13 protein-coding genes are annotated in these 14,804 nt (G+C 71.4%); 8 read left to right on the top strand and 5 right to left on the bottom strand.

The features are described 5' to 3' along the window. Nucleotides 1-435 precede the first annotated feature (435 nt). From ACFY07_RS28005 to ACFY07_RS28015, 3 genes are read right to left on the bottom strand one after another with little or no spacing between them, the layout of a single operon-like run. Nucleotides 436-2,649 (bottom strand): xanthine dehydrogenase family protein molybdopterin-binding subunit, encoded by a 2,214-nt coding sequence (locus ACFY07_RS28005; RefSeq protein ID WP_390872345.1) that lies wholly within the window; start codon nt 2,647-2,649, stop codon nt 436-438. Further along, on the bottom strand, nt 2,646-3,581 hold the full coding sequence (locus tag ACFY07_RS28010) for an FAD binding domain-containing protein (protein WP_390872346.1): 936 nt from the start codon (nt 3,579-3,581) through the stop codon (nt 2,646-2,648). The genes ACFY07_RS28005 and ACFY07_RS28010 overlap by 4 nt, the downstream gene beginning before the upstream one ends. Before the next feature lie 40 nt (nt 3,582-3,621). Then, a complete protein-coding gene (locus ACFY07_RS28015; RefSeq protein WP_390872347.1) occupies nt 3,622-4,152 on the bottom strand; it encodes a (2Fe-2S)-binding protein in 531 nt (176 codons plus the stop codon). A gap of 514 nt (nt 4,153-4,666) precedes the next feature. Here ACFY07_RS28015 and ACFY07_RS28020 point away from each other — a divergent pair. From ACFY07_RS28020 to ACFY07_RS28050, 7 genes are all read left to right on the top strand, one after another. After that, nucleotides 4,667-6,088, top strand: coding sequence for an aldehyde dehydrogenase family protein (locus tag ACFY07_RS28020; RefSeq protein WP_390872348.1), 1,422 nt, complete (start codon nt 4,667-4,669; stop codon nt 6,086-6,088). Between the two features lie 129 nt (nt 6,089-6,217). Continuing rightward, nucleotides 6,218-7,444, top strand: coding sequence for an MFS transporter (locus ACFY07_RS28025; protein ID WP_390872349.1), 1,227 nt, complete (start codon nt 6,218-6,220; stop codon nt 7,442-7,444). A gap of 195 nt (nt 7,445-7,639) precedes the next feature. Then, entirely contained in the window at nt 7,640-8,488 is an 849-nt protein-coding gene (locus ACFY07_RS28030; protein WP_390872350.1) for an oxidoreductase, read from the top strand. Between the two features lie 43 nt (nt 8,489-8,531). Next, on the top strand, nt 8,532-9,452 hold the full coding sequence (locus tag ACFY07_RS28035) for a helix-turn-helix domain-containing protein (RefSeq protein ID WP_390872351.1): 921 nt from the start codon (nt 8,532-8,534) through the stop codon (nt 9,450-9,452). Nucleotides 9,453-9,497: 45 nt separating this feature from the next. After that, complete coding sequence (locus ACFY07_RS28040) at nt 9,498-9,860, top strand: transposase (protein WP_390872352.1); 363 nt, start codon at nt 9,498-9,500, stop codon at nt 9,858-9,860. A gap of 279 nt (nt 9,861-10,139) precedes the next feature. Continuing rightward, on the top strand, nt 10,140-10,538 hold the full coding sequence (locus tag ACFY07_RS28045; RefSeq protein ID WP_390872354.1) for a hypothetical protein: 399 nt from the start codon (nt 10,140-10,142) through the stop codon (nt 10,536-10,538). Between the two features lie 261 nt (nt 10,539-10,799). Then, a complete protein-coding gene (locus tag ACFY07_RS28050) occupies nt 10,800-11,351 on the top strand; it encodes an ATP-binding protein (protein WP_390872355.1) in 552 nt (183 codons plus the stop codon). Here ACFY07_RS28050 and ACFY07_RS28055 read toward each other — a convergent pair. After that, nucleotides 11,339-11,590, bottom strand: coding sequence for a DDE-type integrase/transposase/recombinase (locus ACFY07_RS28055; RefSeq protein ID WP_390872358.1), 252 nt, complete (start codon nt 11,588-11,590; stop codon nt 11,339-11,341). The genes ACFY07_RS28050 and ACFY07_RS28055 overlap by 13 nt on opposite strands. Before the next feature lie 484 nt (nt 11,591-12,074). Beyond that, nucleotides 12,075-13,583, bottom strand: a complete 1,509-nt coding sequence (locus ACFY07_RS28060) for an MFS transporter (RefSeq protein ID WP_390872356.1) — start codon at nt 13,581-13,583, stop codon at nt 12,075-12,077. A 139-nt stretch (nt 13,584-13,722) separates the two neighbouring features. Between ACFY07_RS28060 and ACFY07_RS28065 the strand changes: the two genes are divergently transcribed. Then, nucleotides 13,723-14,229 carry a winged helix-turn-helix transcriptional regulator gene (locus tag ACFY07_RS28065; RefSeq protein WP_390872357.1) on the top strand — a complete coding sequence of 169 codons (507 nt, stop codon included), beginning with the start codon at nt 13,723-13,725 and terminating at the stop codon, nt 14,227-14,229. The last annotated feature ends 575 nt before the right edge of the window (nt 14,230-14,804 follow it).

Here is a 14,804-nt window from a genome sequence, read left to right on the forward strand (position 1 = left end):
GCGGGGGCTGGGGGGGGTATATGCGCGGTTGGGGCCTTCTTGGGGGGGGGGGGCCGGGCCCGCGGGCCCGGGCCCCCGGGGGGGCGGGCCCCCCCCCCCCCCGGGGGGGGGGGGGGTCGCCGGTACGGCTTCCGGAGTCGCGGGGCGCGGGGGCCGGTCCGGCGACCCGCATCATCCTGAGGGCTCCGTTGGCCGCCCCTCCTGCAGAGCTCGATCGGCCTCCCGCGCCCGGGGGGCCACCGTGCTCACCGCCACCCGTGCGGGCGGCCGCCGCTGCACGCCACGCCCCCCAGCGGGGGAGGACTCACACGCAGCGGCCGTTCTCTCGGGCTTCGTCACTTGAGGCCTCGAAGGGCGGGGAACGGCCGCGGCCGCTGTCCTGGCAAGAACCGCAGGCCGGCGGTTCGAGTGAACCGGCGAGGTTGGACGCCAGGCTCAGAGCAGTTGATCGATGGTGAAGGGAAGCGAGCGCAGCCGCCGGCCCGTAGCGTGGTGGATCGCGTTGCCGATGGCTGCTGCCATGCCGACCAGGCCGACCTCGCCGACGCCCTTGGTGCCGACCTCGGTGGCGCGGTCGGGTCCACCGCAGAAGATGACCTCCATAGCCGGAATGTCGGCGTTGACGGGCATCAGATAGTCCCCGAAGGTGGCGTTGGCGATCCTTCCGGTGACCGCGTCGGTCTCCGTCGCCTCGAACATGGCTTGGCTGATGCCCCCCACGGTCCCGCCGATGATCTGGCTGGAGGCTGTCTTCTCGTTCAGGATGCGCCCACCGTCGATCGCGCTGACCACACGTGCCACTCGCAGCAGACCCAGCTGGGGGTCGAGGCGGATCTCGACGAACTTCGCCCCGAAGGCGCCGGCCGTGGCCATGCCGATCCGCTGGGAGTCGGGGGGCGTGCTGCGGCCGTCCGCGCTGAGCTCTTCCAGTCCGTGGCGGCTGAGGATGTCGGTGTACGCCTCTCCCTGGTCCGGAGCGCCGACCCGGTACAGCCGCCCGCCACCGACGGTGACCTGGTCGGGTGCTGCGCCGCGCAGGGGGGAGGCCTCGTCGTCGCGGACGAGACCGAGGAACTCCTTGATGAGGTTGCCGCAGGCGATGTCGACCGCGTTGGCCAGTGCTCCGGTCAGACCGGAGCCACCGGCCTGAGGGGAGTAGGGCATGTCGGAGTCGCCCAGGCCGAATCGGACCCTGGCGAGTTCCAGACCCAGAAGCTCGGCGGACAGCTGGGTCATGACGGTGTAGGTCCCCGTGCCGATGTCGGTGGCGCCGCTGCGCACGTAGGCAGAGCCGTCATGGCGCAGGGACGCCCGTGCCTGGCAGGGCACCTGGTAGAACGGATACGAAACGCCGGCCATGCCATACCCGATCAGCCACCTGCCGTCGCGCATGGAACCGATTGCCGGGTTACGGCGCGACCAGCCGAACCGCTCCGCGCCGAGGGCGTAGCACTCGCGGAGGGCCTTGCTCGACCAGGGCAGTCCGAGTACCGGATGCTCTTCGGCGTAGTTCCGGATGCGGAACTCCAGTGGGTCCATGCCGATGGCGTGAGCCGCCTCGTCGATGGCGCATTCCAGGGCGAAGTTGCCCTGGCCTTCGGCGGGGGCGCGCATGGAGCCCGGGCAGGGGATGTTGAGCCGGGCCTGGCGGTCGCGTGTCAGAACGTTGGGGCACGCGTACGAGACCGCTGAGCCCGAGGCGACCGGTTCGTAGTCGTCGTCCTCCATCGCCACCGAGGAGACGGCGTGGTGCTCGAGGGCCACGAGGCCCCCGGACGAGGTTGCGCCGATTTTGATCCGCTGGATGCTGTCGGGGCGATGCCCCACGGAGGTGAACATCTGCGGGCGCGTCAGCACCAGTTTCACCGGACGCCTGACCTCGCGAGCGGCCATCGCCGTGAGGATGGTGTGGGGCCAGACCCGCAGCCCCGCCCCGAAGCCGCCGCCGACGAACGGTGCGAGTACCCGGATACCGCTCTCGGGGATCCGAAAGATCTTCGCGAGCGACGTCCGCACGTTGTGCGGCCACTGGGTGGAGTCGTGCAGGGTGACCGAGTCGCCGTGCCACGAGGCGATCGTGGCGAAGAGGCCGAGCGGGTTGTTGGTGTTGTCCGGTGTGGTGTAGCGCTCGTCGACCACGACGTCGGCCTGGGCGAATCCAGCAGCGACGTCTCCGCGCTCGCTGTCCAGACCCCAGGGGTTCTCCACGATCTCAGCACGAGGGTCTTCGACGTTGAGAAGCGCCTCGGTGGACTCGTACTCCGCACGGACGAGCGAGGCGGCGTGCCGTGCCCGCTCCGGACTGTCGGCCACGACGATTGCGATGTGCTGTCCGTAGTGCAGGATCCGGTCGTCCTGCATGGGCGCCGGCGGTGACGGCCCGAGGAGCGTCATGGGACCGCGTTCCAGCTGCGGGGCGTTCAGATGAGTGATCACAGCGAGGACGCCGGGCGCCCGCCGGGCTTCGGACACGTCGATGCTGCGGATCCGCCCCGCGGCGACGGTGCTGCCCACCAGGGCAGCGTGCACCATGCCCGGGTAGGAATAGTCGTTGGGGTAGTGGGCGTCCCCGGTGACCTTCAGCGGAGCATCGACGCGATCGACCCCCGCGCCGATGACTGCCTGGGCCGGGGTCTCCAAAGTGGTCATGACTGGACTCCTGCCACGCTCTCCAGGGTGCGCATCAGGGTGCGCTTGGCGAGCTCCACCTTGAACGCGGTGCCGGGCAGCGTCCGGGCACCCTCCAAAGCCGCCTCCGCGGCCGACCGGAAGCTCTCAGCACTCGCCGGTGCCCCGCGCAGCGCCGCTTCGGCGTCCCAGGCCCGCCACGGAACCGTACCCACGCCGCCCAGTCCGATCCGGGCCTCGGTGATGGTGCGGCCTTCCATCTGCAGGGCCACACCGGCCGAGGTGAGGGCGAACTCGTAGGACACGCGGTCCCGCACCTTGAGGTAGTGCGACCGGGTTCCTTCGGGGAGCAGGGGAATCTCCACCTCAGTGATCAGCTCCCCGTGGTCGAGCACGTTCTCGATGTGCGGTGTCGCCCCGGGCTGCCGGTAGAACTGCGTCAGCGGGACCGTCCGGGATCCGCCAAGTCCCTGAACGTGCACGACCACGTCCAGCGCGACGAAGGGGACGGCGACGTCCGACGCGTGCAGAGCGATGCACTCACTGCTCGTTCCCAGGATCGCGTGCATGCGCTGGAACCCCGTGATGGCGGCGCAGCCGGATCCGGGACTGCGCTTGTTGCACGCCGGGACGGTCGGGTCCCTGAAGTAGCGGCACCTCGCCCGCTGCAGCAGGTTGCCGCCGATCGTCGCCATGTTGCGCAACTGCGTGGACGCTCCGAGCAGGAGCGCGTCGCGTACGAAGGGGAGCCGCTCGCGCACAACGGGATCGATGGCGAGTTCCTCCATGGTGGTCAGCGCGCCCACATGCACGGATGATTCGTCGTGCATGATCCCCCTGAGCGGCAGCCGCGTGATGTCGACCAGTCGCCCTGGCTCCAGGATCCCGTCCTTCATGAGATCCAGCTGGGTCGTTCCGCCGGCCAGGAAGGACGTCTGCGGGTCTGCCGACACGACAGCCACCGCTTGGCGGGCCTCTGCGGGCCGAACATATTCAAAGGGACGCATCCCGGACCTCCGACACAACCTCGCGGATCGCTGCACGAATATTCGGGTAGGCACCGCAGCGGCAGATGTTGCCGCTCATGAACTCACGGATGTCCTCTTCCGTCTCCGCCCGGCCTTCGGCCTGCAGGGACACCGCAGACATGATCTGCCCGGGCGTGCAGTAGCCGCACTGGAAAGCGTCGTGGCGCGCAAACGCCTGCTGCATCGGGTGAGGCACGCCGTTCTGAGCCAGACCCTCGATCGTCGTGACCTCGCGGCCGTCGTACTGAGCAGCCAGGGCGAGACAGGACACGATGCGCTTCCCGTCGACGAGGACGGTGCAGGCGCCGCAGGCGCCCTGGTCGCAGCCCTTCTTGGCTCCGGTGAGCCCCAAGTGGTCACGCAGGGCGTCGAGGAGGGTGACGCGCGCGTCGAGTCGCATGCGATGCGGCTCACCGTTGACGTCGAGCGTGATTTCTACGTCCGGAATACCTGGTGCGGCTTCACGGGGGTGTGCCGGGGTGTCGACATGCTTCATGGCGACTCGATTCGGTTCATCTTGCCCAGGGTGATGGGCATCGAAGCATCCGGGCCAACCGGAGCGGTGCGTTGCCAATGCTAGAAGAGGTGATGCAGGTCTGCCATTCGTGGCGCCGGCTCCCGGGGGCCGTACTCGATCGGGGCCCGTCAGCGGCGAGCCGGCGGTGAGCGGCTCGACGGGGTGCCCGTCGCCCTCCGTCGCTCGGGGGCGGGTCGGCGCACGGCGCTGCAAGGACGCCGAGATCCACCAGCCCTGACCCGCGGGTCCCTCCCGGTCGCCGGGTGCGCGGCCGGCCGGCGGTGACGGCCGGGGGTGCGGCGGGCCGCTCCCGGGCCGGGACGGACGCGTGCGGCCTGGGTGCCTGGCACCGGCTTTCCCAGGGACCGATGCACAGGAAAAGGCCTCCCTGTATGCCGGGGCTCCCCGCCACGACCATGGATTCCGCAAGGCGCCCTCATGCACGGAAGGACGCCCCCGCCGCAGGGCGGATCGCGACTCTCACGGAGACAACATGCGTGACTACACCAAGCTGTACATCGACGGTGCCTGGCGCGAGCCGCTCGACGGCACGGCTGCCGAGCTGACCGACCCGGCCACCGGCGAGGTGTCCGGCCGGGTGGCGCTCGGCGGCGTGGCCGACGTCGACCTGGCGGTCGCCGCGGCCAACCGGGCGTTCCCCTCTTTCTCCCGCACCACCCGCCAGGAGCGCATCGACCTGCTGGAGCGGATCGCCGACGAGTACGAGCGCCGCGCCGAGGACATGGCTCAGGCGGTCACCGCCGAGCTGGGCTGCCCGCTGCCGCTGTCCCGTGCCATGCACGTCGCGGCCGGGTTGATCCAGTTCCGGGCCGCTGCCCAGGTGCTCAAGACGTTCCCGTTCACCGAGGACCGCGGCGCCACCCACATCCGCAAGGAGGCCATCGGCGTGGCTGCTCTGATCACGCCGTGGAACTTCCCCGCTCTTCAGCCGGCCGGCAAGACCGCCTCGGCGCTGGCGGCCGGCTGTACCGTCGTCCTCAAGCCGGCTCAGCTGGCCTCCTACTCCGCCGTCGTCCTGGCCGAGATCCTGGAGGCCGCCGGCGTTCCTGCGGGTGTGTTCAATCTCGTCACCGGCCGCGGCTCGGTGATCGGAAACGCGCTTGCCTCGCACCCCGACGTGGCCGTCGTGTCCTTCACCGGCTCGGGTGAGGCGGCGCTCCAGGTGAACGCCGCCGCGGCCGAGAGCGCCAAGCGTGTGGCCACCGAGCTCGGCGGCAAGTCACCGCAGGTGATCATGCCGGACGCGGATCTGGACATTGCGGTCGACACGGTGCTCACCTGGCTGATGGCCAACACCGGCCAGATCTGCAGCGCGCCGAGCCGGACCCTGGTGCCCCGCGAGCGGCTGGAGGAGTTCCTGTCGGTGCTGCTCCCGCGCGTGGAGGAGCTCCGGATCGGCGACCCGCGCGCGGAGGGCACCGACATGGGGCCGCTGATCTCCCGCGAGCAGTGGCTGACCGTCCAGCGCTATGTCCAGACCGGCCTGGACGAGGGGGCCCGGCTGCTCACCGGAGGCCTGGGCAAGCCGGACGGCCTGGAGGACGGGCACTTCGTCAAGCCCACGGTGTTCTCCGGGGTGACGAACGACATGACCATCGCCCAGGAAGAGATCTTCGGCCCGGTGATGTCGATCATCACCTACGACACGGTGGACGAGGCCGTCCGGATCGCCAACGACACCCGGTACGGCCTTGCCGCTTATGTCACCGGCAATGATCTCTCGGACGCTGCGGACGTCGCGTCCCGGATCGAAGCGGGCTACGTGATCATCAACAACGCCGCGTTCGACTGGACCGCGCCCTGGGGCGGCTACAAGCAGTCGGGCAACGGCCGCGAATGGGGCCCCGACGGCATGCAGGAGTACCTGGAGACCAAGGTCGTCCTCGGCCGCTGACGGCCGGGGCTGGATTCCCATCGGAGACGGCAGAACATGAACGTCGGCAAGCCGGCCCCCTTCGCGACCCGGGGGAGCCGACACCCCGCCCGGCACCGCCGGGCGCGCCGCCCCTGGCACTTTCGGGCCGTGGTCGGCATCGTCTTCGTGGTCATGGCCGCCAGCAGCGCCCCGTCTCCCCTGTACGGGCTCTACCAGCAGCAATGGCACTTCGGGACGACCACGTCGACGATCGTCTACGCCTGCTACGCGCTCGGCGCGATCCTGACCCTGCTGCTGGCCGGGGACCTGGCCGGGCATCTGGGTACCCAGCGGACGATCGCGGCGGCGCTGGTCACCATTGTCGTCAGCTTCCTCGTGTTCCTCCTGGCCACGGGAGCATGGATGCTGTGCCTGGCCCGTCTGGTCCAGGGCGTCGCAGTCGGGATGCTCACCAGCAGTGCGGGCTCGGCGCTGGCCGACCTGCACGGCGACCGCAGCCACCAGGCCGCGGCGGCGGCCAACAGCGCGGCGACCTCCACCGGCATCGCGCTCGGCGCGGTGTTCTCGGGGCTCGCCGTGCAGTTCGCTCCCGCGCCGCTGATCACCCCGTTCGCCGTACTGGCCGTCCTGTCCCTCTGCGGACTCGCACTGGTGCGGGCCATTCCCCCCTGGCAGGTCGCTCCGGAACGGCTGCAGCCCTGGCGCCCCCGGGTGCTGCGGATGGGTGCGGAGCCACGTGGCGTTCTGCTCCGGGTGGCTCCCGTCGTCACGGCCGGCTGGGCGGTCGTCGGCCTGTACCTGGCACTGGGGGTCGACCTGGTCGCCGGTCTGCTGCACACCCGTGACAGGGCGCTGTCGGCGCTCGTCATCCTGGTGGTGCAGGGCTGCGGCGGCATTGCCCCGATGCTGCTGCGCGGGCTGGGCGGCCGGGCGGCGTCGGTGACCGGCTGTGCGCTGCTCGTGGCCGGGGTCGGCGTGTCCGTGGCCGGCTTCGACATGGCCTGCACCCTGCTGTTCTTCTCGGGTGCGGCGATCACCGGTGCAGGCTTCGGCCTGTCCTTCATGGGCTCCACGAGCACCGTGGCGGCAGCGGTGATCGCCGGCGGGCACTCCCAGCTCCTGCCGGGGTTCTTCGCCCTGGCCTACCTGGCGGTGAGCGTGCCGGTGGTGGCCGTGGGTGCCGCTGCGTCCCGGTTCGGCGTCGCTCCCGCGTTCACGGGCTTCGGACTGCTGGTGGCTGTGCTCGCCGTGGTGGCAGCGGCCATCGCTGCCGCCGGGGGCGGCCGGCACCACAGCCCGAGACGGCCGCTGCGGGCCGCAGAGCGCGGGGAATCCGGTTCTAGCGCGGTGAGGCGGAGACCAGGCCATGTCTGAGCATTGCTCTTTGGCGCCCTCGGGCTAGGCGGCTCGCCGCGTTGCCTGAGCCGGCTGGGGACGTCCAATGGAAGGCCCGTCCTCCGCCCTGCGATGCGCCGCATCGGACGCCGCGCGCCCGGTCAGCGCGAATGGCCGGATACCGCCCGGTCATTTAGAATGTTTTCCTAGATAAGACAAACGAAAGGTAATGACATGTCCACCTGGTTCATCACCGGTGCATCCCGCGGGTTCGGCCTGGAGATCGCCCGCCAGGCGCTGGAGCGGGGCGACAAGGTCGTGGCCACGGCCCGCAGGGCCCAGGACATCCAGGACGCGCTCTCCCGGTACGGTGACAACCTGCTCGCCGTCACGCTCGACGTCACCGTTGAGGCGCAGGCCCACGAAGCGGTGGAGGCGGCCCTCGGGAGGTTCGGCACGATCGACGTCCTGGTCAACAATGCGGGACGCGGTGTGCTCGGCGCGGTGGAGGAGACCTCCGACGCGGCGTTCCGCTCGGTCTACGACACCAATGTCTTCGGCCTGGCCAACGTCACCCGCGCCGTGCTGCCGGTCATGCGTCGGCAGAAGTCGGGCCGCGTTCTCAACCTCAGTTCCATCGGAGGCTTCGAGAGCGCGGCGGGCTTCGGGGTCTACTGCTCCACCAAGTTCGCCGTGGAAGGCCTTTCCGAGGCCATGCGCAAGGAACTGGCGCCGCTGGGGATCCACGTCACGATCGTGGAGCCGGGGTACTTCCGCACCGATTTCCTCGACGCCACCAGCCTGCACACGGAGGGCCGGCTCATCCCTGACTACGCCGAAACCGCCGGCGCCGTGCGCCGGGCCGTTCCCGGCCTCAACCACGCCCAGCCCGGTGACCCCGTCAAGGGCGCCACAGCCATCCTCGCCCTCGCCGACGCCGCCAACCCGCCGCTGCGCGCCCAGCTCGGCAGCGACTGCGCCGCAGCCATGGACCACAAGATCGCTCAGCTTCGCGAAGAGGCCGACGCCTGGCGGGAACTGGCCCTGTCCACCGATCACGACGACGTGAAGGCTGACGCCTGACCCGCTGCAGGATGCGGAGAGGTCGAACGAGAAGGAAACTGCGGTGACTGAACTCGGTGAATTCCTGCGCGCATGCCGCGCCCGGGTCACCGCGGAGCAGGTGGGGTTGCCCACGACCGGGCACCGCCGGGTGCCGGGACTGCGGCGTGAGGAACTGGCGTCACTGGCGGGCGTCAGCGTGGACTACATCGTGAGGCTGGAGCAAGGCCGCGTGAAGTCCGCCTCGTCCGCCATCCTCACGGCCCTGGCCAGGGCCCTCGAACTCCGGCCCGACGAGGAGGAATACCTTCTGCGGTGCGCGGTGGAGGCCAGTGCCTTCGGCGGGGCGAAGCCGCCCGGACCGAGGAGCCAGCAGGTCTCGCAGGCGACCCAGGTCCTTTTGGACAGCATGGTGAACATTCCGGCGCTGGTGCTCGGCCGTCGCATGGACATCCTGGCGTGGAACAGCCTGAGCGCCGCGCTGTTCACCGACTACTCCAGGCTGCCGTCCAGGCGGCGCAACCACATGTGGCTCACCTTCCTCGACCCCGAGGTCCGCGGGCTCTATGCGAACTGGGAGAGGGTTGCCCAGGAGTGTGTGGCCTATCTCCGCATGGACGCCGGACGCTACCCGGACGACCCGGAGCTCGCGCGGCTCGTCGGGGAGCTTTCCATGAAGGACCCGGACTTCCGCCGATGGTGGTCCGACCGCTGGGTGCGGTCCCAGCGGCCTGGCCGCAAGGAGTTTGTCCATGCCGTCGCCGGGGAGCTGATCCTGGACTTCCAGGTGCTGGATGTGCGGGGGGCTGCGGACCAGAGCCTGCTCGTCTACACGGCGGAACCGCACTCGCCCAGTGCGCAGGCCCTCACCTTCCTGGCCGGCTGGGCCGCCACCGGGCTTCCCGCCCGGCCGAGGAACGGGACGGGACCGCCCCCCCGTCCTGAGGAGGCATCTGCGCCGAGGCGGTCCAAGGACGGGGCGTAGCAGCCGGGTGGGACGTCAGGGCCCGGCGTGGCCGGGGAGCAGGGTGTGCAGCACCCTGCTCCCCGGCGTTCGTGCGGGTGCGACCGGCACCACGGGGACACCGGCGGCGCGTCGGGGGTTCACCGTCTTTCCCTGCAGCGCGGCCTGTCGGCGGCGCACCTCGCCCGCGACCCCGGCATCCGCAAGGAGGCCCTGCGGCCCTGGGTGCGCCAGGCCGAGGCGGACGCCGGCGAGCGCGGCGACCGGCTCACCAGCGCGGAGCGCGATGAGCTCAAAGACCTCCGCAGGCAAGGGGCTGGGCCGAGGCGGGCGAACGGGGTCCCGGGGGCCGCCTCGGTGGTCTTCGCCCCGGAGGTCGGCCGTCCCCGGACGAGGCCGAGCCAGGGGTGCCCCCTGCCGGGGGGGTGATCGACCACTTGCGCGACGGCTTCGGAGGCGGTCCCCTCTGCCGGGTGCTGGAGCTGCCCCCGTCGACCTGCTCCGCGCGCAAGCAGCGGCCGAAGTCGGCCCGCAGGCTCCGTGACGAGGGGCTGACGCCGCCGGCCACGGCCGCACGGGAGGACTGCGGCCGCACCTGCGGCACCCGCCGGGTCGCCAATCATCGATCAGACGCACTACCCGCCGCGCGGGGGCAAGGAAGCAGACCGCACCCCGCGGGCGACCAGCGCCGAGGAGGACGCACTTCTGGTGATCGGCCTCAGGGCCGCCGCCTGGCTGGTCGAGGCCGCCACCGGCGGAGCCCGCCGCATCGAGGCGAGGATGGCCGAGGGCGTCACCCTTGCCGAGCACTGCTCCGGCGCGCAGGTCGACCGCGCCCTGCGCACCACCGCCGCGACGGGCCGCTTCTCCGGGAAGGACCTGCTGTCGATCCTGGACCACCAGGCCGGCCGGGACGCGACCGGGCCGACCAGGGCCGCGCAAAGCCCCGGCCTGCAGCCCGGCACATCCGCCCGGGCCCGCATCGGGACCACCTTCACCCCCGCCGCGACCGGCGAGGACAGCATCCGGCGGCCACTCCGCTCCGCTCCGTCCGCAACAGCACCCGAGACCCGCTGGCCGAGGCCATCGAACCGGCCAAGCGCCTGAAGCTGCCCTGCATCCGCCGTACCCTGGCCGACCTGATCCGACCGCGAGGGCTCAGCGCTGGGACCCCGCTGAGGCGGTCCGATTCCTGCCGGCCCAGAGGCCGGCCGGGACCGCGTGAACCTGCGCGTCCGCCGCAAGCGGGCCGGCCTCCCCGCCGGGAGGACGTTCGGGGGCTGAGACGAGACCTCCCCCTCGATTCCGCGGTAGGCCCGGGACGCGCTCAAGTCGCTGGACCGGGTCAAGCGGCGGGAGGACCTCTGCGTGTGCGGACCATCCGGCACCGGGAAGTGGCACCTCACCGAGGCACTCGGGCAGGCCGTGATCGAGGCCGGGATGACCTCCGCCTGGTACACCACCGAGGACCTGGGTGTCCTGGTCCGCCACCGCGCGGACGACTCGATCGCCTGGGCGCTCGCCCGGCTGATCCGCTCCGACTTGGTCATTGTGGACGACACCGGGCTGCTGCCGGTCCCCCCGGACGCGGCCGAGGGCTTCTACCGCCAGGTCGGTGCCGCATACGGACGCCGGGCGATGGCGGTCAGGGGCGACCTCCGCCCCTCGGAATTCGAAGAGATCGTGCCGAGGACCTGGCCATCGCGCCGTCGACCGCCTCGCGCGCCACGGCCACATCGTCGTCGCCCTGGGTGGGGGCTTCCGGCTGGACCAGGCCGCCTCCGGACAGGGAGTGAGGCCCTTCGGCCGACCTCACCGGCAACGACGGCGGGGACATATCTGGCCGCCGTCGGGGAGGGCTTTGCGGCCGTCAGGGAGAGAACGCGCGGCCGCCCACAGGGAGAGCTTCAGGGCCGTTGACAGGCGAAGGACCGACTCGTGTGTCGCGGCCTGTGACCGGTGCGGAATGCCACGTCTGCGGCTCCGCCGCGGGCGGCCACGGCTGCCTCGAGGGCGTCGGCGACCAGGTCCATGCGCATGCGGTCGGCGATGGACCAGCCGACGACCCGGCGCTGGCAGGTGTCGATCACCACGGCCGGGCAGAGCCACGACGACCCGACCGGGATGCACGTGGTGCCGCCGCCCCATCGCGTGTTCAGCGCGGTGGCGGTGAAGCCCCCCGGGACGGGAGGTGGTGAGGACGTGCGCCATGCGCCCGGTCGCCGGACGTGGGCAGCGGGTGGAGATTGGCGGGTTCGGCCTGCCGATCATCCGCGAGAGTGGCGTGGTCCACCCGGGCGCCGTTCGTCTCCGGTGCTCTCCTTCCCGCCGCCGACGCGGTCAGGGCCGCTCCCCTTCGCTCGGGGAGCGGCCCTGACCGCGATCGGCCTGATGACGGCTCAGGCCTTCTGGCGCGGCCAGCGGAGGAGGAGGCCGACGACGTCGGCGCCGGAGCAGTCGATTCCGTCCGGAGCCGCCGTTCGGACGGTCCGCGAGGGCATGGCCGGGCTGGGTCCGGCGCTCCTCGGCTCGGACCGCCGGGTGCGCGCTGGCGGACACCGCGGTCGGCGGGCGCGGGCCGATCACACTGCCGGACAGGCCTGCCGGAAGTGCTGTGACGTTGCGCGGCGCGCCCTGCCTGTCTCAGACTGCCGTGTTGCGGTGCCGCACGAGGATCGCGGTGGGCACCGCGATGACGAGCAGGGTGATGCCTGCGATGAGCAGTCCGAGGTGGACGGCGTCGGTGAAGGCGCGGGCGGCGGAGTCGGTGACTGTGCGGGCGAGTCGGGCGGGCAGTTCGCCCGTGCTACCGCTGTGGACGGTGCCAGCGATGATGCGGGCGGCGCTTGGGGACGGGACGCCTGCGGAGACCAGCTGGTCCTCGAGGTAGCGAGGGAAGCGGGTGGTGACGATGGTGCCGAGGATGCTGGGGCCTAGGACGGAACCGATCTGGCGGGACATGTTGACCGTGGCGCTGGCCATGCCGGCCTGCAATCGCGGAACGCTGTTGACGGCGGCGGCTGTCGAGGGCGCGGTCAACAGCGCGGATCCGATTCCCGCGATCAGCAGGCCGGGCCACAGGGCGCCGTAACCGGTGAGGGGGCCGACGGCCAGCAGGGCGAGGGCTCCGGTGCCCAGGACGACGAGGCCCGCGGTCAGCATGAGGGTGAAGCCGATCCTCTGGACGATGCGCCCTGCCAGCGCGCTGACCACGATGTAGGTGGCGAACATGGTCAGCAGGCGGACGCCGGTGGCCAGTGCGGACAGCCGTTGGACGTGCTCCATGTACAGGACGGCGAGCAGCGAAATGCCGACGAAGCCGAACATGGAGGCCGCGGCGACGCCCATCACCGCCGTGTATGAGCGGTTGCGGAACAGGCGCATGTTCAGCATGGGGTCGTGGTGGCGCGCCTCGGCGGTCAGGAACAGCACCAGGGAGACTGCGAAGACGGCGTACATGGTGATGATGCGGCCGGAGGTGTAGCCGGAGGAGCCGCCCTCGATGATCGCATAGGTCGCCGAGGCGATCGCGACGGTGCCCAGGAGGACTCCGGGGAGGTCCAGGCGCCGGGTCGGGTGCTTGGACTCGGTCACCAGGAACGGCGTGAGGATCATGGTGAGCACGCCGATGACGACGTCGATCAGGTACACCGCATGCCACGTGAAGCGGCCCAGGAGCAGACCGCCGCCGAGCGGGCCGACGGCGAGTCCGAGGCCGGAGCAACTGGCCCAGGCGCCGATCGCTTTGGTCCGCTGGTGCGGGTCGGTGAAGGAGTGGCTGACGATCGACAGGCTGGCGGGCAGTATGGCCGCGCCGCCCAGGCCCATGACCGCCTGCGCGGTGATCAGCACCCCGGTGCCCTCGGCGGTGAAGGCGAGCACGCTGCCGGCGGTGAAGACCACCGCCCCGCCGAGAAAGACCGCGCGGCGGCCGATCAGGTCGGCGAGGGTACCGGCGGACATCACCAGGCTGGCGACGACCAGGGAGTAGGCGCTGGTCACCCAGACCAGCGTGCTCGCCGAGGGGTTCAGGTCCTGCTGGACGGCGCCGAGCGCGCCGATTGTGGACGAGACGTTGACGAACGCCATCATCACGCCGAGGCACACGGTGAACACGCCCCGCCAGGGGTGGACGGGTGTGCTGCCGTGCACGGCAGAAGCGGCAACGGGCGCCGGGACGGCTTGGACGGGCGGGCCCGCGACACTCGACGCCGATGGCTGACTGCTTTTTTGCATAGCCAGGAAAGTAGCACCCTGACTGCTGGCGATGCCAGCCAGCTAGGATGGGGTCATGGAACGCGCAGACCTGCACCGCGAGGACACGGTGTTCACCCGCACGGGCAAATTCGCCGACCGGGATGCCTTCACGGCGGCCGGCTGGTGCACCATGGAGCGCTCCTTGGAGGTGATCGGCACCCGCTCGGCAATGATGCTGATCAGGGAAGCGTTCTACGGCGGGCGCCGCTTCGACGAGCTCGTGCGGCGCACCGGCCTTGCCGAGACGGTGGCCTCCAAGCGGCTGAGCCAGCTGGTAGCCGACGGGCTCATGGAACGGAGCCCCTATCGCGAGCCGGGTGCGCGCACCCGCTGCGAGTACGTGCTGACCGATCGGGGCCGGGCCCTCTTTCCACTGCTCGTCGCACTGATGCGCTGGGGGCGGCCCCCCGGGGAGGGAGTGCACGGCGGAGTCGAGCTCGCACACGCTGGCTGCGGCGCCCCGCTGGTGCCCGCGGTGCGGTGCGAGGCCGGACACGACGTGCCCATCGAGGAGACCGAGGCGCGCCTCGCCCCCCGGTAGCACCTCACCGTCGGACGATGGGCGTGGGCGGACCGGGCCGGCGCGGACGGCACGTACCCGGCGTCCGCGGCCGACGCACCCCGTCGCCGGCGCCGAGTGGGGCGGCGCGGCTCACGCGCGACGGGATCCACCTCGCGCGGTCGCTCGGTCCGGGCCGTCTCGGCTCCGGCCGGGTGCTTGTCCACCGCCATGTGCGTGAGCCGGCCGTGCTCCGTCGTGGCCGCGGACGACGCCGCCGCCCGCCCCCGCCCCCCCGTGCGGTGCCCGCCGCCGCTCAGGCGCATGAGCCTGCCGGAACGCGCAGGCCCTCCTCCCGGGCGTGGGCGACGCAGCCGCCGTCGCGGCGTTCATGCGGACGACGGGCCGATCCCCGGCGGCGAAGGCGAAGGGGTCCCGCGCCGCTCCGCGCTCCAGGAACGCCGCCAGCGCGTGTCGGCGACGGCGTCCCGTGAAGTGGCGCCCCTCGTGCTGGCTGAGGTTGCCCCAAGGCCGGGAAGTTAGCCTGTTTGTGCTGGTGGCAAGGGGGTTGAGGTCCAGGCTGTGGCTGCGTAGAGGCCGGGTCCGAGTTTGTGGAT

The sequence above is a fragment of the Streptomyces sp. NPDC001380 genome (genome assembly GCF_042895785.1).
GTDB lineage: Bacteria > Actinomycetota > Actinomycetes > Streptomycetales > Streptomycetaceae > Peterkaempfera.